The following is a 21763-nucleotide window of genomic DNA, read 5'->3' on the forward strand; positions in this document are numbered from 1 at the left end:
CATCGGCTCTCTCACTGCAGCCGGATACTTGTCGCGCCCGGCTCGGCGTCGAAGACCAGGCTGGACGGCCAGGGCTTCCATGTCTGGCCCAGGGCCGCGTTCTGCGGGTCGCCCGTCTGCATGAAGGCCTTGAGGCTGGCCATCATGGCGTTCGACAGCGCCAGCCGCCCCGGTGCATTGGCCGTGCTGTTGGTCACGCGGGAGAACACGGATGGCCCGAAGTTGCCGAAGAGAAACGGCAGATCGAACGCATGGGCCGCACCGTAGACCGTGTTCCAGGGCGCGGGCTGGCGCGCCCAGTCGAAGCGGTAGCTCCAGACCTCGGCCTGCCGGGTGCGCAGCGTATTGAGCAACTGGTCGCGGCTGGGATCGGCGAACAGATGGGTCAGTTGCGCCATGCGGGCGTTGTAGCCGGTGACCGGCGTATCGACGGGCAGGTAGGCGGCATCGATGATGTCGGCCAGGCCCGGCGCGTTGGGCGACTGCGCGTCGAAGGACTGCATCATGCGAAAGCGCGCCGCATCGTCGATCCTGAAGCCCGGCTTGCCGCCCAGCGCAGCCAGCAGGGGTGCGAACAGCTTGCCCTCCTCGGCCGTGTAGCCGGCCATCACAGGCATGCGGTTGTATCGGCCCGCAGCCAGCGCGGCCATGGGGTCGGTGGGCAGCAGCAGGCCGTCGGGAATCGGTCCCGCGCCCGTCAGGCCCTTGGCCACCAGGGTCTGCAGCAGCACGCGCGCATCCTTGCCGCGCAGGTAGGCCGCAATCTGCGCCGGTGCCCAGCCGGCAGCCACCGTGGCCGCAGCCGCCACATCGGCAGCCAGCCCATCGGCCACCATCAGATGGGCCAGCAGCAGCGCGGACTGGGTGGCGTAGGCCGAAGCCGGCTTGAGCGTGGCCAGCACGCCGGCCGGCAGGTTGGACGGCAGCGACAGCCCGCCGCTGATGGGCACCAGCCTGTGGAACAGGCCGCGCGCCGACTCGGCCGCCAGCAGCGCCAGCACATTGGTGGCCCCCGCCGACTGGCCCATGAGCGTGACATTGCCCGGATCGCCGCCAAAGCCCGCGATATTGCGCTGCACAAAACGCAGCGCCTGCAGGTTGTCCAGCAGCGCGAAGTTGCCCGTGGCCGGTGCGCCGGCCTGCATCTGCGGCATGTGCATGTAGCCCAGGATGTCCAGCCGGTAGTTGGCCGTGACCACCACGGCATTGGCAGCGCGTGCCAGGGCGGCGCCGTCATACAGCGGATCGGCCGTATAGCCCGAGATGGCGCTGCCGCCGTGGATGAACACCAGCACCGGCAGCTTCTCGGCGCCGCTGGCCGGGCGCCAGATGTTGAGCGTCAGGCAGTCCTCGCTGCCCACGGGCTGGCCCAGGGTGGAGGCAATGGTGTCGTCGAAGCGGTTGTTGGCGCCCGGGCCGTACATGCGCCCGATCTGCAGGCAGGCGTTGCCGAACTGGCGCGCCTCGCGCACGCCCTCCCAGGCCTTGGGCTCGGCCGGCGGCTGCCAGCGCAGCGCGCCCACGGGCGCCTGGGCAAAGGGCACGCCCTTCCAGTAATAGGTGCCCGTGGCGGCGCCGTCGTCCACGCCACGCAAGGGGCCGTAGGCCGTCTCGCGCAGCTCGGGGCCGCCGCCGCCCGAGCCGCCGCAGGCCGCGAGCCACAAGGCCATTGAAGCCACGGCCAGGCGTATGCCGCCAGCCATCCACCGCTGTCCTGTGCGCATGCTTGTCTCCTATGATTTTGGGGTTTCCCGTATGGGCCGTGCCCGGCCCTTGGGCCACACTGCGCAGTCGTTCGCCGCGCTGCAAAAATTCTAGGAACAGCGCGCCCGCACGCCGCTATCGCAACCAAGCCAAAAAAGTGACTTCAGAACGCAAAAGGCGCCCCGGACGGCCCAGGAAAACCCGGCCATGACAACGCAGCGCAGCAGCTCCGCCGCATGGGTGCGGGGCATCCTGGACATGATGGCCGCCGAGGGGCTGGCCGTGGAAAGGCTGAGTGAGGAGGCCAACATCGACCTTGCCGCACTGCAGCATTCGCAGACCCGCATCGATGTGGACCGCGTGAGCCGGCTGTGGGAGCTGGCCGTGGCGCAGTCGGCCAATCCCACGCTGGGCCTGGACCGGCAGCTGGCCGCGCGCCACGGCAACATCGACCTGGTGGGCTACTCGCTGGCTTCGAGCCCGCACCTGCTGGCGGGCTTTCGTGACCTGGAGCGCCACATGGCCGTGATCTCGGACGCCACCGCCTTCACGCTGGAGCGCGATGCGCGCGGCCACTGGCTGTCCATACACCACATCGGCGCCACGCGCGCCGTGCCACGCCAGCGCGTGGAGTTCGCCGTGCTCACGCTGCTGGTGCTGTGCAGCTGGCTGACGCGGCGCGATGTCCAGCCGCTGGCCGTGGAATTCATGGCCCAGGCGCCCTTGCCCCTGCATGAGGCCCGCTACCGACAGGCCTTCGGCCTGCTGCCGCGCTTTGGCGAGCGCGCCAACCGCTTCCTGCTGTCGCAAGACGACCTGCTCGCGCCCATCCCGACGCACAACCCCGAACTGCTGGCCCTGCACGAAAAACTGGTCGAGTCCGAGCTGGACCAGCTGGGCCAGGCCGGCGTGGGCGCCCGCGTGCGCCATGAGATTGCGCGCCTGCTGCCCCAGGGCGAGCCGCGCCGCGAGGAAGTGGCCGCAGTGCTGGGCCTGACCGACCGTACCTTGCAGCGCCGCCTGCAGGCCGAGAGCACCAGCTACCAGCAATTGCTGGATGACACCCGCCGCGAGCTGGCCCGGCAGTACCTGGGCGAGCCGCGCCACAGCCTGGCCGAGGTGGCCGACCTGCTGGGCTTCGTGGACCAGAGCAACCTCTTTCGCGCCTGCCGCCGATGGTTCGGCATGCCGCCGGGCCAGTACCGGCAGCAACTGCGTGCGTGAATGCATGCGGTGAATGCGCGCATGAACCTTGCGTCCCACGGGGCATAGGCGCTGGGGGACAATTCCCGCATGAACCTGCACGCTGCCGCCGAAGGCCGGGCTCCGGCGACCTCCCCGCGCCTTCCCATCTCCTGGCAGGATGGCTTCGCCGCCCTGGGCCCCGACTTCTTCACCCATCTGCGCCCCACGCCGCTGCCCGAGCCGCACTGGATCGCCACCAGCACCGGCACTGCCGAGCTGCTGGGCCTGGACCCGCAATGGCTGGCCTGCGATGAGGCCCTGCAGGCGCTCACCGGCAATACCGTGCTGCCCGGCAGCCATCCGCTGGCCAGCGTCTACAGCGGCCACCAGTTCGGTGTCTGGGCCGGCCAGCTCGGCGACGGCCGTGCCATCTTGCTGGGCGAGACCGCCTCGGGCCAGGAAATCCAGCTCAAGGGCGCGGGCCGCACGCCCTACTCGCGCATGGGCGACGGACGCGCCGTGCTGCGTTCGTCCATCCGTGAATTCCTGTGCAGCGAAGCCATGCACGCCCTGGGCATTCCCACCACGCGCGCGCTGAGCGTGACCGGATCGCCCGCCCCCATTCGCCGCGAAGAGATCGAGACCGCCGCCGTGGTGGCGCGCGTGGCGCCCAGCTTCATACGCTTTGGCCACTTCGAGCACTTTGCGGCGCGCGACCAGATGGCGCCGCTGCGCCAGCTGGCCGACTACGTGATCGACCGCTACTACCCCGAATGCCGCACGGCCGAGGCACTGGCCGGCAACGCCTACGCCAACTTCCTGCAGGCCGTGAGCGAGCGCACGGCGCGGCTGCTGGCGCACTGGCAGGCGGTGGGCTTTTGCCATGGCGTGATGAACACGGACAACATGAGCATCCTGGGCCTGACCATCGACTACGGTCCCTTCCAGTTCCTCGACGCCTTCGACCCCGGCCATATCTGCAACCACAGCGACACCCAGGGCCGCTACGCCTTCAACCGCCAGCCCCAGGTCGCGTACTGGAACCTGTACTGCCTGGGCCAGGCCCTGCTGCCGCTGATCGGCGAAGAGGAGCTGACCATTGCGGCGCTGGAGTCGTACAAGCAGGTGTTTCCGCAGGCCTATGGCTCTCTCATGCTGCGCAAGCTGGGCCTGCCCGAAGATGCTCCCGGCACGCCGCCTGCCGAGGCGCGCTTTGCCGCCCTGGTGAACCCGCTGCTGCAGCTCATGGCCGACAACGCCGTGGACTACACCATCTTCTTCAGCCGCCTGACCGATGCCGTGGCCACAGCCGGCGGCACCGAGCCCGACCTGGAGCCCGTGCGCGACCTGGTGCTGGACCGGCCCGCCTTCGACGCCTGGGCGGCAGGCTACGTACGGCAGCTTGCGACCGTGGATGGCACGGCAGCGGCCGCGCTGATGCAAGAATCGAATCCGCGCTTCGTGCTGCGCAACCACCTGGGAGAAATCACCATCCGCGCAGCCAAGCAGGGCGACTTCACCGCGGTGCGCCAGCTGCTGGCCGTGCTGCAGACCCCGTTCGCACCCCACGCCGAGCATGCCGAATGGGCAGGCTTCCCGCCCGACTGGGCTTCCTCCATCGAGATCAGCTGTTCATCATGAGCTTTCCCATCCACAAGACCGAGCAGGAATGGCAGGCCGAGCTGCAGGCCAAGGGCGCCGAGCCCGCCGCCTTCCAGGTGACGCGCCACGCGGCCACCGAGCGCCCCTTCACAGGCCGCTATGAGCAGTTCTGGGCCGATGGCAGCTACCACTGCATCTGCTGCGGCGCCAAGCTTTTCGACTCCGATACCAAGTTCGACGCCGGCTGCGGCTGGCCCAGCTTCGACCGCGCCATCCCAGGCGCCATCACCGAAATCGTGGACCGCAGCCATGGCATGGTGCGCACCGAGACTGTCTGCAGCCAGTGCGGTGCCCACCTCGGCCATGTATTCCCCGATGGTCCCTCCGACACAGGGCTGCGCTACTGCATGAATTCCGCGTCGCTGGAATTCGAGCCGCCCAAGGCCTAGGCCCCAGGCCCGCAAAAACCCCAGCCGGCGCGGCCCTGCACCGATGCCGGGCCGCGCCGGCTGCGCCACAATGCGCCTGCCAAGCGCTCAGGCACCATGCCTGACTCCAAGCCCATCGAAATCTTCCAATGAAGTTACTGATCGACTTTTTCCCCATCATCCTGTTCTTCGTCGCCTTCAAGGTCTGGGGCATCTACACGGCCACGGCCGTGGCCATCGTCGCCACCATCGCGCAGATCGCCTACCTGCGCGTGCGCCATGGCAAGGTCGAGCCCATGCAATGGGTCAGCCTGGGCGTGATCGTGCTGTTCGGCGGCGCCACCTTGCTCGCCCACAACGACACCTTCATCAAGTGGAAGCCCACGGTGCTGTACTGGCTCATGGGCGGCGCCCTGGTGATTGGCCAGCTGGTATTTCGCAAGAACCTGCTGCGCTCTGTCATGGGCGCGCAACTGCAACTGCCGGACAACGCCTGGCGCACCATGAACTGGAGCTGGGCAGCCTTCTTCGCGGTGATGGGCGCGCTCAACCTGGTCATCGCCTACCGCTTCGACACCGACACCTGGGTCAACTTCAAGCTGTTCGGCGGCATGGGGCTGATGCTGGTCTTCGTGATCGGACAGGCCATCTACATGAGCCGCTTCATGCAGGAAGACAAGGGCGAGGCAGCCGCCGCCACGCCCGACGCCCTGCCCCCGTCCGGCGTGCAACAGGACAAGCAGCCATGAGCGCACCCGCCCATCCACTGCCCATCACCGCCGAAGCCATGCAGGCCGTGCTGCGCGAGCGCCTCGCCCCCGATCACCTGGAAGTGATCGACGAAAGCCACCAGCACGCCGGCCATGTGGGAGCCAACGGCACCGGCTTCGGCACGCATTTCCGCGTGCGCATTGCGTCACCTTTGTTTCAAGGCAAGCCGCGCGTGGCACGCCACCGCCTTGTGTATGATGCGCTGCAAGAATTCATTGACCAGGGCGCTCACGCCATCGCCATCGAGGTTCTTTGAACTTTTACAGGCTCCGAAGATTCGGAGCCTGTTGCGTATCCACGCTATAGAATCAATTTTTCCTTCATCTCTGGAATTCGCATGAAAAAACAGCTTCTGACCAGCCTGGTGACTGCCGCCGTGCTGAGCACCGCAGCCCTGTCCGCCTCGGCCCAGAACATCGCCGTCGTCAACGGCAAGGCTGTGCCCAAGGCACGCGCCGAAGTGCTCAAGCAGCAGATCGAGCAAAGCGGCCGCCCCGTCACGCCCGAGATGGAAGGGCAGATCAAGGAAGAAGTCATCGCCCGCGAGATCTTCATGCAGGAAGCCAACAAGCGCGGCCTGGCCAACAGCGAAGCCTACAAGCAGCAGATGGAACTGGCCCGCCAGACCATCCTGATCCGCTCGCTGTTCGAAGACTTCCAGAAGAAGAACCCCGTGACCGACGCCGAAGCCAAGGCCGAGTACGACAAGGCCGTCGCTGCCAACAGCGGCAAGGAATACAAGGCCAGCCACATCCTGGTCGAGTCGGAAGACCGCGCCAAGGCCATCATTGCCGAGATCAAGGCCGGCAAGAAGTTCGAAGACATCGCCAAGAAGGAGTCCAAGGACCCCGGATCCGGTGCCCGTGGTGGTGACCTCGACTGGGCCAACCCCGGCAACTACGTGCCCGAGTTCTCCGAAGCCCTGATCAAGCTCGAAAAGGGCGGCATGACCCAGGAGCCGGTCAAGAGCCAGTTCGGCTACCACATCATCCGCCAGGACGACGTGCGCCAGGCCGAACTGCCCAAGTTCGAGGAAGTCAAGCCCCAGATCGTGCAGCAGCTGCAACAGCAAAAGCTGGCGCAATTCCAGGAATCGCTGCGCGAAAAGGCCAAGATCCAGTAAGATGCTTGCGTGTCGGCGGTTTTTGCCGTCGGCCTGACCATCACCAGCCCGCCTTGTGCGGGCTCTTTTTTTGCCCCAGGCAAGGTGGCCGCCAAAGAAAAGAGCTGCCCCTGGGGGCAGCCCGATTCAAGCCTGATTCATCCTGTCCCGGCGTCCCGGCGCCCACGGCACCGGAAACCAGGCCATCGTGCTTCTCAGAACTGGTAGAGCGCGGTCAATCTGACCGTGCGACCCTCTCCGTACTCCACGGCCGAAGAACGCGACTGCTCGCCCAGGCGCTGGCGCACGCCGGCCACATAGGCCTTGTTGCCGATGTTGTCGAGATTGAGCCGGAGCTTCCATTGCCGGTTGAGTTCATAGCCGACCATGGCGCTGTGCACCCAGTAAGCGGACAGCTTGCCGTCGCCGGCCGAAGTGACATTGCGCGTGCCCACGAAGCGCGCGCCATAGCCCACCGTCCAGCCCTGCGGCAGCGCATAGGTGGTCCACAGGTTCAGCGAATGGCGCGGCGTATTGCCCAGCGCCTGGCCCACACGCGCAGGCTCGTTCAATGACTTGAGGGTCTTGCTGGCCATGAAGGTGTAGTTGGCGAAGAGGTCCCATTGCGGAGTCACCTTGCCTGCAGCCCCGAGTTCCAGCCCGCGCACGCGCTGCTCACCGGCCAGCAGATAGCTGCCATCGGCCATCTGCTCTCGGGCATTGGTCTTGTCCACCTGGAACAGAGCGGCTGTCAGCGCCAGCTGGCGGTCCCGCACATCCCACTTGGTTCCCAGCTCCAGGCTGGTGTTCTTCTCGGGCGCCAGCGAGGCCGTGGCCGCATCCAGGCCGGAACCATTGGAGACCAGGAATTCCGCGGAGGGGTTGAAGGCCGTGCCATAGGCCAGGTAGATGCGGCCGTTGTCGGCGGGCTTGAAGCTCAGGGCCGTGCGGCCGCTGAGCCGGCCGTCGGAACTGTCCACCGAGGTGCGCACGCCAGCGGCCGTTGTGGCGTTGGAGCGCCCGTCGATCCAGTCATAGCGCAGGCCCAGGTTCAGATCCCAGCGCGGCCCCAGCGCAATGGAGTCGGTGGCATACAGCGCGCGGGTGTCCAGGCTGGTCTCGTTCCTTCCGCTGTTTTGCAAGTCCGTCGTGCCCGTCCAGTATCCGGGCGGACGGGCCAGCGGATAGCCGCCGGCCGGGAACTGCCGGTTGATGTTGTAGGAAGAGGTGGTACGGTCATAGGTCTCGCGTGCGATCTCGAAGCCCGTGACCAGCGTATGCCCCAGCACGCCTGTGTCGAAGCGCTGGGTCAGGTTGGTCTGGTTGATCCACAGGGTGGTGGCCGCATCGCGGCCATAGGCCTGCGGACCTGCGGGCCGGTAGTAGCCAGGCTGCATGCCCCTCAGATCGACATGCGAGGCCGAGATCACGGTATCGCGGCTCAGCCGCGAGTAGCGCGAGAGGTTCTGCAGCTTGGCGCCCGAGGCGAAGTCATGCTCGATCTTCGCGGTCAGGGCATTCTGGCTGATCTTTTCGCGGTCAAGGTTGCGCCAGCCGAAATAGGCATTGCGCGAGACGCCTTCGAGCATCTTGCCGCGAAAGGCCGGCACGCCATAGTCGGGAAGATTGTCATCGCTCTGATGGAAGAAGCCGAGGGTCAGGCGCGTGGGCGAATTCAGCCCCAGGGCCAGCGAGGGCGCCACGCCCCAGCGCCGCTTGAAGATGGCATTGCGCCCCGCCACGTTGCTGTCATGGCCCATGAGGTTCAGGCGCATGGCAGCCTTGCCGCCAGCCAGCACCCTGTTGGCGTCGAGCGTGACGCGCCGGTAGCTGGCCGTGCCCAGGCCTGCGTCGGCCTCGGTGAAGTCATGGGCCGTGGGCTGCTTGCTGATCATGTTGATGCTGCCGCCCGAGGTGCCCGCGCCGCCGAAGACCGAGTTGGGTCCCTTGATGACCTCGACGGATTGCGTGTTGAAGAGATCGCTTCGGCTCTTCTGCCCGCTGTCGCGCAGCCCGTCGATCTGCAGGTTGGCGTTGGCGCTGAAGCCGCGGATGTTGATGCTGTCGCCCGAGCCTGCACCGCCCTCGCCCGCATTGAAGGTGATGCCGGATACATTGGACAGCGCCTGCTGCAGGCTCAGGGCGTTTTGCTCCTGCAGCACCTGCCCGGGCACCACGGTGATGGTCTGCGGCACATCCAGCAGCGGCTTGGCGTATTTGGCCGATTCGGATGCCTCGGTGCGCGAGCCGGTGGAGCGCTGCCCGGAGACCGTCAAGGGCGCCAACTGCACCTGACGCTCATCGGCAGTGGCGTCCTGCGCATAAGCGGGCGTGACCAGCGCCGCAGCGAACACCGAAAAAAGGCACGACTGGGGGCCGGAGACGAAGGGTCGAGATAGCAAATGTGCTGTGCGCATGGCAAAGATCCACGTTGAAAATGGGAATCATTTGCAACGCAGCCTTTCCAAAGCAATCAGACCCGTCTGAATCTGGCGCATCACCCCTGGTTTCAGGCGTTTTCGCTTGCGCCGATCAGCGCGCTCCAGCCTCCTGCAGCAGGCGCTCCACCTCATGCTGGCTGCGCTGTCGGGCGTGGACGACGGCGGTCACGCCATCCTTGTCGGGCAGATTGAGATCGGCCCTGGCCGCGATCAGCTGGCGGACGATGTCCTGGTAGCGCGGGCCTCCGTCGCCCAGCAAAACGGCTTCGAGCAGGCAGGTCCAGCCCAGCCGGTTCACATGGTCGGCCCGTACACCTGCGGCCAGCAGGGCCTGCACGGTATCGACATGGCCGCGCTCGCAGGCCGGGATCAGCGCCGTGCCGCCGTAGCGGTTGGTGCTTTGCAGATCGGCGCCGTACGACAGCGTCATGCGCAGTATCTCCAGGCGGCCCAGGGCACCGGCCAGCAGATAGGCACTGTCCTGCAGGTCATTCTTGAGATTGGGGTTGGCCCCATGGACCAGCAGCGAGCGCGCGACCTCGACATGGTTGCCGCGCACGGCCAGCAGCAGCGGCGTATTGCCCTGCCGGTCACGCACATCGACAGGTGCGCCGCGCTTGAGCCAGTCGCGTACCTGCAGCGCTTCGCCGGCCTGGGCGGCCGCCAGCAGCGCGGGACCGAATTCCGGGCGATTCACCGCACCCTCCTGCGCCCTGGCCGCATCGCGGCCCTCGGCGGCTGTGGCCACAGCCTGCGCCTCCTGCGCCTGCGTCTCTTGTCCCTGCGCATCCGCCAGTCCCGCGGCAAGACAGGCCGTCAGGATTGCAACGTGCCGGACATGGGCGCCGGATCGGGAAACAGCATGGTGCATACAAGCCCTCCTGGAAAACACGGTTGTGCGGCAAGCGTAAGGCAAGCTTGCCCGGTTGCGCATGAAGCCGGGGCGTCGCACGTCAGTTTCATTCAGGAACTATAGCTACATCGCCTGATCCCACGCGCTTTCCCCGGGCTTGCGCCGGAAAGTCTTCGCGCGCCAGCCTTTCTCAAACGAAAGGAGACCTGTTCCCGTGTCTTGCAACAAAAGCCGTGCCGCCCGCTGGATGGCCGCAGCCGCCACCGCCCTCGCCGTCCTCACCACCACCCTGGCCCCGGCCGCCGCCCATGCGCGCGAGTTCGTCAGCGTCAAGGGCGCCAGCGTCAATGTGCGGCAGCAGCCCACCACGCGCTCGGCCACGCTGTGGGAACTGGGCAAGGGCTATCCGCTGCAGGTGGTGCAGCGCAAGGGCCAGTGGCTGCGCGTCAGGGACAACGAGAGCACGCTGGGCTGGGTGCATGCGCCGCTGACCGGCAAGACCCCGCACATGGTGGTGACCGGGCGCACCGCCAACCTGCGCGCCGGCCCGGGCCAGAACCATCGCGTGGTGGGCAAGCTGGCTGAAATGGAAGTGGTGCGCACGCTCAGGAAACAGGGCTCCTGGGCCCAGGTCCAGCGCGACAACGGCCAAAAGGGCTGGGTGGCGCGCAGCCTGACCTGGGGCTGGTGAACCAGGCGCTGCGTCGAACGTTCAGCCGTTGACCACGACCTGCGCGCGCGGCGCATAGCCGTGGTTCAGCGGACCGTGGCCGGCGCCCGTGAACACATCGGCACCGGCCGCAATCGCGCCCAGGATGTACTCGCGCGCCTGGGCCACGGCCGTCTCCAGCGGCAGGCCCAGCGCCAGGTGCGAGGCAATCGCCGAAGACAGCGTGCAGCCCGTGCCGTGCCCGTTGTGCGTGGCAATGCGCTGCGACTGCAGGCGCAGCCGCTGGCCGTTGCCATGGCCCAGCAGGTCCACCACCAGATCGCCCGACAAGTGCCCGCCCTTGAGCAAGGCGGCCGGCGCGCCCAGCGCCAGCAGTTCCTGCACGGCGCCGTCCAGTGCGTCTATGCCATCAATGGAGTGGCCCAGCAGCAGCGCCGCCTCGTCCAGATTGGGCGTGACCACGGTGGCCAGGGGGAAAAGTTCGCGCACCAGCACGGAGGCGGTTTCCGGGGCAATCAGCCGGTCGCCGCTGGTGGCCACCATCACGGGGTCGAGCACCACGTTGCGCAGCTGGTGGCGGCGGATGGCATCGGCCACCACCTGCACCACCTCGGGCGTGGCCAGCATGCCGATCTTGACGGCGTCGGCGCCGATGTCCTCGACCACCGCATCGATCTGGCCGCGCAGTATGTCCACGGGAATGCCGTGGATGCCGCTGACGCCCAGCGTGTTCTGCACGGTGATGGCCGTGATGGCCGTCATGCCGTAGCAGCCCAGGGCGCTGCAGGTCTTGAGGTCGGCCTGTATGCCGGCGCCGCCGCCGCTGTCGGAGCCCGCGATGATGAGCACGCGTGCATAGCGCTTGCGCGCGGCGGGAGCCGGTTCGGTGGATGCGGCGGTCGAAGGGGAGTGGTCGGCAGTCATGGGCGAAAATTATCACCCATGCGCATGGTCAATACCGGCAGCTGCGGGATGTGCTGTAATGCCTGCTGACGGACGAAACAGGGGTGTCCCGTCGGTGAAACAGGGCCTGGCCCGCCTCGCCGATGCGTGACTGAGAAACACCCTGGGGCCCCGGGGCGACCAGCCCCCTGCCGCACAAGCCTGCACCACAGGCACCTTGCCGCGCAGCGCCCCTGCACCCGATCCAGGTCATGCTGGCGTGGGGAGTTTCAATCAATCGGGGTGGTACGCCGCGTTTTGTCCAGCACATGCCCTGTGCGCGGACAGCCGGCCGGCAGTCCCACGGGCATGGGCGCACTTGACCACCAGATGCACATGTCCGTTCTACAAGCTTCTTCCCGCATCGCCATTCTGGGCGGCGGCCTCATGGGCCGGCTGCTGGCATTGGCGCTGGCCCGTCGCGGCCACGGCATCGCCGTATACGACGCCCACGGCCCCGAAGGCGATGGCGCAGCGGCCCGCGTGGCCGCCGCCATGCTCGCGCCCCTGGCCGAATCGGCCATCACCGAGCCCGGCGTGGTGCGCATGGGCCAGCACGGCCTGACGCGCTGGCCCGAACTGCTGGCCCAGCTCGATGCGCCCGTGTTCTTCCAGCAAAACGGCACCCTCATCCTCTGGCACCGCCAGGACGCGGGCGATGCCCAGCGCTTTTTCGGCCTGCTGGAGAAAAACCGCCGCATCAACCCCAGCCTTCCCGCGCTGCAGCCGCTGGCCGACCAGGCCCTGCACGACTGCGAGCCCGCGCTTGAGCGGCGCTTTGCCCAGGCCATGTACCTGCAGGGCGAAGGCCAGCTCGACAACCGCCAGCTGCTGGCCGCGCTCCACGCCACGCTGACCCGCCTGGGCGTGGAGCAGCACTGGAACCAGCCGCGCGAGCTGGCCGACTTCCGTCCCGGCACGCCGGGCCAGCCCGACTGGGTGCTGGACTGCCGGGGCCTGGGCGCACGCGGCCAGTGGCCTGCGCTGCGCGGCGTGCGCGGCGAGGTGGTGCGCATCCATGCGCCCGAGGTCACGCTGCAGCGGCCCACGCGCCTGATCCATCCGCGCTATCCGATCTACATTGCGCCCAAGGAGGACCACCTCTTCGTCATCGGCGCCACCGAGATCGAGTCCGACGACATGTCGCCGGCCAGCGTGCGCTCCACGCTGGAGCTGCTGAGCGCCGCCTACACCGTGCATCCGGGTTTTGCCGAGGGCCGCATCGTCGAGATCGCCACCCAGTGCCGCCCCACCCTGCCCGACAATCTGCCGGCCGTGCGCTGGAGCGCGCCGCGCGTGATGGAGGTCAACGGCCTGTACCGCCATGGCTTCATGATCGCGCCGGCCATGCTGGACGTGGTGCTGGAGCTGCTCGACAGCGGCGATTCCGAACTGGCCCGCCGCTTCGATGTTGCCGTCGAGCATGCGCCATCGCAGCACAAGGCAGCCGCCTGAACGGCACGCACGGCACTTTCACGCACAACAGACCGGACATGCATGCAGGGCCGACAAGACCGGCCCTGCCTAAGATCGAACAAGCCCCCGTACCCGCCTTTCGTTTCCCCTCAGCCGCCATGAACATCACCATCAACCAGCAAGCGACCGAACTGAGCGACGGAGCCACCGTGGCCGACGCGCTGGCCCAGCTTGCGCCGCGCCCGCCCTTTGCCGTGGCCATCAACACCGTCTTCGTGCCCAAGGCCCGCTATGCCGAACAGGCGCTGAACGACGGCGACCGCCTCGAAGTGATCTCGCCGGTGACCGGCGGCTGATGCCCCATCCGACTCTCCCATTGCCTCACGCCATGACGACTTCCGCCCCTTCCTCCGACGACAGCCTGGTCCTGTACGGCCAGCGCTTTGACAGCCGCCTGCTGCTGGGCACCTCCCGCTACCCCTCGCCCGCCGTGCTGGAAGCTGCCGTGCAGCGTGCCCGCCCCGCCATGGTCACGGCCTCGCTGCGCCGCCAGGGCAGCAATGCCGCCGAGACCGGTGCCAGCTTCTGGGAATTGCTCAAGAAGCTGGCCGTGCCCGTGCTGCCCAACACGGCCGGCTGCATGACCGTGCAGGAAGCCGTGACCACGGCCCAGATGGCACGCGAAGTCTTCGAGACCCCCTGGATCAAGCTGGAGCTGATCGGCGACGACTACACCCTGCAGCCCGACACGCTGAACCTGGTCGAGGCCGCCTCCATCCTCATCAAGGACGGCTTCCAGGTCCTGCCCTACACCACCGAGGACCTGGTGCTGTGCCAGCGCCTGGTGGATGTGGGCTGCCAGGCCGTCATGCCCTGGGCGGCGCCCATCGGCACGGGCCGCGGCCCCGTCAACCCCTATGCCATGCAGACACTGCGCGAGCGCCTGAAGGTGCCGCTGATCGTGGATGCGGGCCTGGGCCGCCCCTCGCACGCCTGCCAGGTCATGGAATGGGGCTATGACGCCGTGCTGCTGAACACGGCCGTGGCCTTGTCCGAAGATCCCGTCGCCATGGCCGGCGCCTTTGCCGATGCCGTGAATGCCGGCCACGCCGCCCACCGCGCCGGCGCCATGGCCGAGCAGTCTGCCGCCCAGCCCAGCACGCCCGTGCTGGGCACGCCGTTCTGGCACCACGGCTGAGGAGACCGGCCATGAGCAACGACTCCATCCAGTCCTGGGCAGATGCCATCGTGCGCCTGCACGGCGCCACCTTTGCCCCTGAAGGCTCCGCCCTGCCCTCGCAGCCCGTACCGCAGGCACAGCGCCAGGAGCCGGCCTATCTTGCGGCGCTGCAGGCCTGCAGCGCCCTGGGTTTCATCGCCATCGACGCCGAGACGCTGGCCTGTGCCTGGCAGGCGCAGACGCTGCGCAGGGGCCGCTTCGAGGCCACGCTATGGCCCGACGATCCGCGCGACTTCGGCCTGGAGGGCGCCGATCCCGCACTGGCCTTCCCGGAGTGCCCAAGGTCCCTGGGCCTTTACGGCGTGCTGCCCGACGCGCAATGGGTGGGCCGCATGGCCCGCGCCGGTGTGCCCACCGTGCAGCTGCGCTTCAAGTCCGAGGACCGCGACGCCATCGCGCGCGAAGTGCGCGCCGCCGTGGCCGCCGTGGAAGGCACGGGCGCCCTGCTCTTCATCAACGACCACTGGCGCGAGGCCATCGATGCCGGCGCCTATGGCGTGCATGTGGGCCAGGAGGACCTGGACGCGCTGGCCGGCGCCGACCTGCAGGCCATCCACGCCTCGGGCCTGCGCCTGGGCGTGAGCACGCATGGCTACGCCGAAATGGTGCGCGCCCATGCCGTGCAGCCCAGCTACATCGCGCTGGGCGCCGTCTTTCCCACCACGCTCAAGAAAATGGCCACGGCTCCGCAGGGCCTGGCGCGCCTGGGCGCCTATGTGCGCCTGATGCAGCGCTATCCGCTGGTGGCCATCGGCGGCATCTCGGCCGACCAATTCCCGGCCGTGCGCGCCACTGGCGTGGGCTCGGTGGCCGTGGTGCGGGCACTGGTCAATGCCGAGGACCCGGAAGCGGCGGCGCAGCAGTTGCTTGCCAGCATGCAGGCTGCGAACTGAGCCTTTGCGGGACCACACATCAAAAAAGGGAGCATCTGCTCCCTTTCTTGCATGTGCACCTGGCTCAGTCCTTGGACGGCTCCTTGCCGTCACCCTGCGGCGACGGAGCCTGTGGCGTGGTCCGAAAGGCCGGGTCGGTCTCGCGCGACAGCAGCATGTCCACCGAGCGGCTCAAGGGCTCGTCCAGGCCGCGGTGATCGCGAAGGGTTTCGGGCGGTTGCAGTTCCCAGTTCTCCAGCGCCAGATCCATGCTCAGCGGCGCCTTGAGATTGTGCTCGCTGAAGCCCACGGGGCCTGAGCCGGGCGCCGACAGCACCACGGGCGGAAAGCGCGAAGGCACGTCCACCGTGGGCAGTTCATCCTCGCCCAGCGCGGTGAGGTCTATGTCCAGCAGCGGTGCCGCCGCATCGTGGATGAAGGACGGCGTCTCGCTCAGCGGAACGGCACGCACCTGGCCGGCAGGCAGCTGGCCTGCCTGATCCAGGTCGAAGTCCAGCGGCTGCATTTCAAACTGCAGCGGCGCGGACAGGGAGTCCGGCGCGCGGCTGTCGGCAGCCTTCTCACCGGCTGTACCGGAGACCACCGACAGCGCCTGCGTGTCCATGGGCGTGAACTCCAGGCCCGGGTCCTGCGGCGACAGGGAAGAGGCAGCCTGCTGCGGTGCGGCCTCTACCGGAGACGGTTGCAGCTCGGCCATCCAATCCACATCCATGAAGGCGGCAGCGGCGGCCGGTGCGGGAGCGGGTTCCGCGGCCGATGCGAGGACGGCTGCGCCGGCCGTGGCTGCGCCGGCTGCGGCCGTGCCCGCCACCATGCGCGGCGTGGTGCGCTCGCGCGGGCCGGGCTCGCCGCGCGTTCCGGCGGGCGAGGTGCGCGCGATGGACAGCAGCAGCAGCAGGTCATCGAAAGCGGCCAGGTCGAAGGGGGCTGGCGCATCGGGGTCGGGTGCACCGTCCTGCTTGAACAGGTAGTGCGCCAGGCAGTCCTCGACCTCGTCCACAGGCCACAGCGCCTCGATGCGTGCCAGCTGCTCGGGATAGCCCTGCAGCAGGCTGCTGCCCTTGTCGGTGAAGCCCGGCATGGCCGGCACGCGGGCGTTGAAATGCTTGGCAAAGCGGGCGCGCAGCTGGTCGAAGTCGTCTCGGCGGCTCAGCGTGTAGTACAGGTGCAGCAGCTCCAGATAGGCCAGCGGCGAGGAATCCTCATGCGTGGCGATGTGCGAGCGCAGCAGCTCGATGGCCTGCTGGTGCTCGCCCACCGAGATGAAGAATTCCGCCTGCTGCTGCACGTCGAACATTTCGCCGGGCTGCACCATGCGCCGGGCCTTGATGGCCTCGGGCGCAGGCGAGCGCGCTGCGGTCTTCTCGCCCTCCGGCTCGGGCAGCTCGGCCTGCACGGACACAGGCACGGGAATGGTGGCCGGGCCGAAATCGCCGGGGTCCACGTCCTCATGCAGCTCGTACGTCACGCCAGGGCGCATCTGCGCGCCGCGCTGCACATAGGGCGAGGCCAGGGTATCCGGGCCACGGCGATCATCGGGCGACGGCGCAGGCCGGTGTTCACGCAGGCTGGGTGCCATGGGGCGCGTGGGCCGATGGGGGTCCAGGGAATGCGGCAGGGTGTTGATCCCGTCATCGTGCGAATGCGGCGGGCTCGACGGCACGGGGTCCTGCGACGAACGCTCCACCGATTCCCGCCAGGCATCCGGCTCGCGCGAGAACAGCGAGGCGCCCGAGCGCATTTTCCAGGCCATCCATGCGATCACGGCCACGGCGGCGATCAGCGCCAGCAGCAGCGCATTGAACAGCCACGACGAGCCGCCCGACTCCTGGCGCATGGCCTCCAGTTCGGCCCGTAGCTGGGCCAGTTGCCCACGGTCGGCGGTGTCGCGCTTCTTGAAGGCCGCCATTTCGGCCTCCAGCGCCTGCACGCGCTTGTTGGCCTCGGCCAGCTGCTCGCTGCCCGCATCGAACATGGGAGCCGCAGATGCGGCGGCGCCCTCGGGTGTCCCGGCTGCGCCAGCGGCGCCCGGGGTGCCGCCCGTGCCCAGCCATTCCTCCACCGGCTCCATGCGCAGGCGCGGTTCTATGCGCAGGCCCGCCTGCAACTGCCCGGCCTGGGCCTGGGCGGTCACGCCCACGGGCGGCCTGGATTTCTCGGCCGCCGCCTTGGGTTTGGCCTGGGGCCTTGGCTGTGTCTTTGGCTTGGACTGGGGTTTCGGTTCCTTGGCAACGGGCACCGCTGCGGGCCCGGAATCGGCCCGGGCGCTGCGGCCAGCGGCCGGGCGGGAGGAAGTCGAAGATGGGTCGGAAGCAGCACCCGCTGCACCTGCAGCACCTGCTGCACCGGCACCCGCGGCCGCCAGCGCCGGCTGGGCTGCCGCCAGTTCCCGCACATTGATGGGCTGATTGCCCGTGGCATCCACCGACTCGGGCAGCTGCGCCAGCAGCGTATAGCTGCGGCTGATGCCGCCGCCTTCGCAGCCGGCCCAGAGCTTGAGCGTCACCACGGGCTCGTCCACCGTGTAGCTGGCCTGCACACGAACGGCCTTGCCCGATGTGGTCGGGCTGACGCGCACACGCGAGGATTCGATGGGCCTGTCACCGGCCAGCAGCTCGGCGCGCACGCAGGAGCTGCCGGCGTCATTTCCGCTATCGGGCTGCAAGCCCACCACCAGGTCGAACGGAGCGCCCAGCACCACGTTGCCCCGGGGACTGCCCAACGACAATGCGGACGCGTTCCAGGCCATGGAGGACAGGGCGACGCCGAGAATGGTGCTACAAATTCTCACATCAGCCTTTCTTTGAACGCTTGCATTTTTGCATAGACACCTGTAGGACACCTCCTCTATGTACATGATCCAAAACAACATTTCTCCTATCAGGAACGTCGGCTTGATAGGCGCAGGAATCATGGGGCAAGGCATCGCCCAGCTGGCCGCCCAGGCAGGCGCCGGCGTGCTGCTGCAGGACGCTCGCCCGGGCGCTGCCGCGCAAGCGCAGCAACAGCTGTTTGCGCTGTGGGACCTGCTTGAGAAGAAACAAAAAATAACAAGTGAGCAGGCCGCAGATTGCAAGGCCCGGGTGACGGTGGCGGACGGTCTCGATGCGTTCAGGAACTGCGACCTGGTGATCGAGGCCATCGTCGAGCGCATGGACGCCAAGCAGGCGCTGCTGCGCGAGCTGGAGGCCATCGTTGCGCCCGGGACCCTCATCGCCAGCAATACCTCGGCCCTGTCCATCACCACGCTGGCCACGGCGCTCGAGCACCCGCAGCGCTTTGCCGGCTTTCACTTCTTCAACCCGGCGCCGCTGATGAAGGTGGTGGAGATCGTGCGCGGCCTGGCCACGGACGAGGCCACCTGCGCCACGCTGACGCAGTTCGCGCGCAGCTTCGGCCACACGCCCGTGCGCGCGCAGGACACGCCGGGTTTCCTGGTCAACCACCTGGGCCGAGGCTATGTGACCGAGGCGCTGCGCATCGTGCAGGAAGGCATTGCCGACTTCGCCACCATCGACCGCATCCTGCGCGAGCAAGTGGGCTTCAAGCTCGGCCCGTTCGAGCTGATGGATCTCACCGGCCTGGATGTCACCCATGCCGTGATGGAGCACATCTACCACCAGTACTACCAGGAGCCGCGCTACCGCCCCAGCCCCATTGCCGCGCAGCGCGTGGCGGCCGGCCTGCTGGGCCGCAAGACCGGCCAGGGCTTTTACCGCTATGCCGAAGGCCGCGCCGAGCAGCCTGCCGAGCCTGCCGTGCCGCAGGTGCAGACGCTGCCCCCGGTCTGGGTGTCGGCACGCGCGGCCCGGCGCAACGAGATCTACCAGTTGCTCAAGAGCCTGGGCGCGCGCATTGAAACCGCGCAGGCACCGACCGAGCAGGCCTTGATCCTGGTGGCGCCGCTGGGCCTGGACGTGACCACGGTGGCTGCCGTGGAGCGGCTGGACTGCACGCGCACCATGGGCATCGACATGCTGCTGGCCGACGCCGACACGCGCCGCCGCGTGCTGGCCACCACGCCGGCCACGCGCACCGACATGCGCGATGCCGCCCATGCGCTTTTTGCGAGCGACGGCAAGGCCGTCAGCGTGATCCGCGACAGCGGCGGCTTCGTCACGCAGCGCGTGGTGGGCTCCATCGTCAACATCGCCAGCGACATCTGCCAGCAGGGCATCGGCAGCCCGGCCGACCTGGAAAAGGCCGTGACCCTGGGCCTGGGCTATCCCATGGGCCCGCTGGCCATGGGCGACCGCTGGGGCCCCACCAACATGCTGGAGGTCCTGTTCAACCTGCAGACCGTCTACGGCGATCCGCGCTACCGCCCCAGCCCCTGGCTGCGCCGCCGTGGCGCGCTGGGGCTGAGCCTCACGCACGAGGAGCCATAAGCCCTGCAAAGCCGGCGACCCGATGCACGACGGGTCGCCTTTTTTTCGCCGCCCTGCCCCGTTTTCGGCAGGCCCAGACACCGAAGTGACAGGCCCGCCGGCGGCATGCTGCGCCGCGGCGGTCCCACACGCGACAATGTGACCGTCATCAGTCACGCAAAAGACAGGCCATGGACGACCCGATTCTTACCATCGAAGAACGTGAAGCGATCAATTCCGGTCGCTGGTTTTCATCACTTTCTCCATCGCTTCGGCACGACATTCTTCGATGCGCTTACGTCAAACGGTTCAAAGATGGCACGCTCATCTGCGCACGCGGAGAACCGCCCGAGGAATGGATCGCCTGCGCCCGGGGTGCGGTGCGCGTGAGCTCGACCTCGATCACGGGCAAGCAGATCACGCTGGACTACGTGGAGCCGGGCATCTGGTTCGGCGACGTGGCCATCCTGGATGGGGACAAGCGCACGCACGATGCCTATGCGCACGGCGAGACCACGCTGCTGTGCGTGTCCAAGACCGACTTCAAGAAAATCCTGTCCATGCATGTGGAGTTCTCGGAAGCCATGCTGCGCCTGCATGCACGGCGCATCCGCCAGCTCTACGGCCTGGTCGAGGACCTCAACACCCTGCCGCTGCGCGCGCGCCTGGCCAAGCAGCTGCTGCACCTGGTGCGCAGCTATGGCGTGACCAGCCTGTCGGATGGCAGCGAGATCCGCATCGGCCTGCACCTGGCGCAGGAGGAACTGGCGCAGTTGCTGGGCGCCTCGCGCCAGCGCGTGAACCAGGAACTCAAGGCCATGGAGCGCGAGAACGCCATCCGCATCGAGCCGGGCGGCCTGGTGGTCTGCGACCGCGACACGCTGCTGCGCATCGCTGCGCCCGACGCCTGAACCTGCGCGGCCCGCGCCGCGCCCCCTCCCCTTTTCTTGCACCGACCGGACGTTCGCGCCGGCCGGTGCCTTGCCGCGCCCGTGCCGCGCGGCTGTTCCCGTTTGTTGAACCGATTCTCGAACCGATCACAGGACTGACTGCCCCATGAGCACTTTCGACCATTTCGTAGGCACACGCGCCGTCTCCGACCAGCACGCATTCGACGTGCCCGCGCTCACCGCCTGGATGCAGGGCCATGTGCAGGGCTTTGCCGGCCCGCTGCAGGTGGAGATGTTCAAGGGCGGCCAGTCCAACCCCACCTACAAGCTGATCACCCCCGGCCGCAGCTACGTGATGCGCTCCAAGCCCGGCCCCGTGGCCAAGCTGCTGCCCTCGGCCCATGCCATCGAGCGCGAGTTCCGCGTGATGAAGGGCCTGGCCGGCACCGACGTGCCCGTGCCCCACATGTATGCGCTGTGCGAGGACGAGTCCATCATCGGCCGCGCCTTCTACATCATGGAGTGCATGGAAGGCCGCGTGCTCTGGGACCAGTCCCTGCCCGGCATGGAGCCGGCCCAGCGCGCCGCCATCTACGACGAGATGAACCGCGTGATCTCGGCCCTGCACACCGTGGACTTCGCTGCCCAGGGCCTGGCCGACTACGGCAAGAGCGGCAACTACTTCGAGCGCCAGATCGGCCGCTGGAGCAAGCAGTACGTGGCCTCGGTCACCCAGCCCATCCCCGAGATGGACCAGCTCATGCAGTGGCTGCCCGCCCACATGCCGGCCAGCGCGCTGGATGCCTCGCGCGTGTCCATCGTGCACGGCGACTTCCGCCTGGACAACCTGATGTTCCACCCCACCGAGCCGCGCGTCATCGCCGTGCTGGACTGGGAGCTGTCCACCTTGGGCCACCCGTTGGCCGATTTCAGCTACCACTGCATGAGCTGGCACATCCCCGCCACGCTGGGCCGGGGCATCGCAGGCAAGGACCTGGCGGCCCTGGGCATTCCGGAAGAAGAGGAATACATCCGCCGTTACTGCGAGCGCACGGGCCTCAAGGACGTGGACACGCTGCGCGCCGACTGGAACTTCTACATGGCCTACAACATGTTCCGCATCGCGGCCATCCTGCAGGGCATTGCCAAGCGCGTGGAGGCCGGCACGGCCTCCAGCGCCCAGGCCAAGGCCTCCGGCGACACCGCCCGGCCCATGGCCGAGCTGGCCTGGTCCTTCGCCCAGCGCAGCTGAGCCATCC

Annotated in this window: 19 protein-coding genes; 14 read left to right on the forward strand and 5 right to left on the reverse strand. The window is 67.9% G+C overall.

All coding sequences use genetic code 11. The features are described 5' to 3' along the window. Positions 1-11 precede the first annotated feature (11 nt). On the reverse strand, positions 12-1724 hold the full coding sequence (locus PO605_RS11350; protein WP_272206502.1) for a carboxylesterase/lipase family protein: 1713 nt from the start codon (positions 1722-1724) through the stop codon (positions 12-14). Positions 1725-1911: 187 nt separating this feature from the next. Here PO605_RS11350 and PO605_RS11355 point away from each other — a divergent pair, with 187 nt between their 5' ends. The 6 genes from PO605_RS11355 (at position 1912) to PO605_RS11380 (ending at position 6813) form a co-directional block, all read left to right on the forward strand. Then, a complete protein-coding gene (locus tag PO605_RS11355; RefSeq protein WP_016446746.1) occupies positions 1912-2928 on the forward strand; it encodes an AraC family transcriptional regulator in 1017 nt (338 codons plus the stop codon). Between the two features lie 69 nt (positions 2929-2997). Continuing rightward, the gene (locus PO605_RS11360) at positions 2998-4530 is read left to right on the forward strand and encodes a protein adenylyltransferase SelO (protein ID WP_047473495.1); all 1533 of its coding nucleotides are present in this window, start codon (positions 2998-3000) and stop codon (positions 4528-4530) included. Beyond that, positions 4527-4940, forward strand: a complete 414-nt coding sequence (msrB, locus tag PO605_RS11365; protein ID WP_016446744.1) for a peptide-methionine (R)-S-oxide reductase MsrB — start codon at positions 4527-4529, stop codon at positions 4938-4940. The genes PO605_RS11360 and msrB overlap by 4 nt, the downstream gene beginning before the upstream one ends. Positions 4941-5068: 128 nt before the next feature. Next, positions 5069-5668, forward strand: coding sequence for a septation protein A (locus tag PO605_RS11370; RefSeq protein ID WP_017406454.1), 600 nt, complete (start codon positions 5069-5071; stop codon positions 5666-5668). Continuing rightward, positions 5665-5946 (forward strand): BolA family protein, encoded by a 282-nt coding sequence (locus PO605_RS11375; protein ID WP_013802780.1) that lies wholly within the window; start codon positions 5665-5667, stop codon positions 5944-5946. Before PO605_RS11370 ends, PO605_RS11375 begins: the two co-directional genes overlap by 4 nt. 81 nt (positions 5947-6027) lie before the next feature. Next, positions 6028-6813, forward strand: coding sequence for a foldase protein PrsA (locus tag PO605_RS11380; RefSeq protein WP_016446742.1), 786 nt, complete (start codon positions 6028-6030; stop codon positions 6811-6813). Between the two features lie 194 nt (positions 6814-7007). Here the strand turns inward: PO605_RS11380 and PO605_RS11385 are convergent, their stop codons facing one another. Both PO605_RS11385 and PO605_RS11390 read right to left on the reverse strand, forming a co-directional pair. After that, positions 7008-9209 carry a TonB-dependent receptor gene (locus tag PO605_RS11385; protein ID WP_047471652.1) on the reverse strand — a complete coding sequence of 734 codons (2202 nt, stop codon included), beginning with the start codon at positions 9207-9209 and terminating at the stop codon, positions 7008-7010. Between the two features lie 115 nt (positions 9210-9324). Then, positions 9325-10104: an ankyrin repeat domain-containing protein gene (locus PO605_RS11390; protein ID WP_047471650.1), complete on the reverse strand. Its 780-nt coding sequence runs from the start codon at positions 10102-10104 to the stop codon at positions 9325-9327. A 196-nt stretch (positions 10105-10300) separates the two neighbouring features. Here PO605_RS11390 and PO605_RS11395 point away from each other — a divergent pair, with 196 nt between their 5' ends. Then, the gene (locus tag PO605_RS11395) at positions 10301-10777 is read left to right on the forward strand and encodes an SH3 domain-containing protein (protein ID WP_047471648.1); all 477 of its coding nucleotides are present in this window, start codon (positions 10301-10303) and stop codon (positions 10775-10777) included. Between the two features lie 21 nt (positions 10778-10798). Here PO605_RS11395 and thiD read toward each other — a convergent pair whose 3' ends face one another. Then, entirely contained in the window at positions 10799-11680 is an 882-nt protein-coding gene (gene thiD, locus PO605_RS11400) for a bifunctional hydroxymethylpyrimidine kinase/phosphomethylpyrimidine kinase (RefSeq protein ID WP_046983938.1), read from the reverse strand. 354 nt (positions 11681-12034) lie between these two features. Between thiD and PO605_RS11405 the strand changes: the two genes are divergently transcribed. From PO605_RS11405 to thiE, 4 genes are all read left to right on the forward strand, one after another. Further along, the gene (locus tag PO605_RS11405) at positions 12035-13153 is read left to right on the forward strand and encodes an FAD-dependent oxidoreductase (RefSeq protein ID WP_074922885.1); all 1119 of its coding nucleotides are present in this window, start codon (positions 12035-12037) and stop codon (positions 13151-13153) included. Between the two features lie 119 nt (positions 13154-13272). Further along, a complete protein-coding gene (thiS, locus tag PO605_RS11410) occupies positions 13273-13470 on the forward strand; it encodes a sulfur carrier protein ThiS (RefSeq protein WP_012205130.1) in 198 nt (65 codons plus the stop codon). Positions 13471-13502: 32 nt separating this feature from the next. Then, positions 13503-14312 carry a thiazole synthase gene (locus tag PO605_RS11415; RefSeq protein ID WP_016452920.1) on the forward strand — a complete coding sequence of 270 codons (810 nt, stop codon included), beginning with the start codon at positions 13503-13505 and terminating at the stop codon, positions 14310-14312. Positions 14313-14323: 11 nt separating this feature from the next. After that, positions 14324-15247 (forward strand): thiamine phosphate synthase, encoded by a 924-nt coding sequence (gene thiE / locus PO605_RS11420; RefSeq protein WP_043791457.1) that lies wholly within the window; start codon positions 14324-14326, stop codon positions 15245-15247. 64 nt (positions 15248-15311) lie between these two features. Here the strand turns inward: thiE and PO605_RS11425 are convergent, their stop codons facing one another. After that, on the reverse strand, positions 15312-17975 hold the full coding sequence (locus tag PO605_RS11425) for a type IV pilus assembly protein FimV (protein WP_272206503.1): 2664 nt from the start codon (positions 17973-17975) through the stop codon (positions 15312-15314). A 121-nt stretch (positions 17976-18096) separates the two neighbouring features. Here PO605_RS11425 and PO605_RS11430 point away from each other — a divergent pair, with 121 nt between their 5' ends. The 3 genes from PO605_RS11430 to PO605_RS11440 all read left to right on the forward strand — a co-directional run bounded on the left by PO605_RS11430 (position 18097) and on the right by PO605_RS11440 (position 21756). Beyond that, positions 18097-19635: a 3-hydroxyacyl-CoA dehydrogenase gene (locus tag PO605_RS11430; protein WP_052195825.1), complete on the forward strand. Its 1539-nt coding sequence runs from the start codon at positions 18097-18099 to the stop codon at positions 19633-19635. Positions 19636-19805: 170 nt separating this feature from the next. After that, positions 19806-20525, forward strand: a complete 720-nt coding sequence (locus tag PO605_RS11435) for a Crp/Fnr family transcriptional regulator (RefSeq protein WP_012205125.1) — start codon at positions 19806-19808, stop codon at positions 20523-20525. A gap of 145 nt (positions 20526-20670) precedes the next feature. Then, complete coding sequence (locus PO605_RS11440; RefSeq protein WP_272206504.1) at positions 20671-21756, forward strand: phosphotransferase; 1086 nt, start codon at positions 20671-20673, stop codon at positions 21754-21756. Positions 21757-21763: the final 7 nt, after the last annotated feature.

It is taken from the genome of Delftia sp. DT-2, from assembly GCF_028401915.1.
Lineage (GTDB): Bacteria > Pseudomonadota > Gammaproteobacteria > Burkholderiales > Burkholderiaceae_C > Comamonas > Comamonas tsuruhatensis.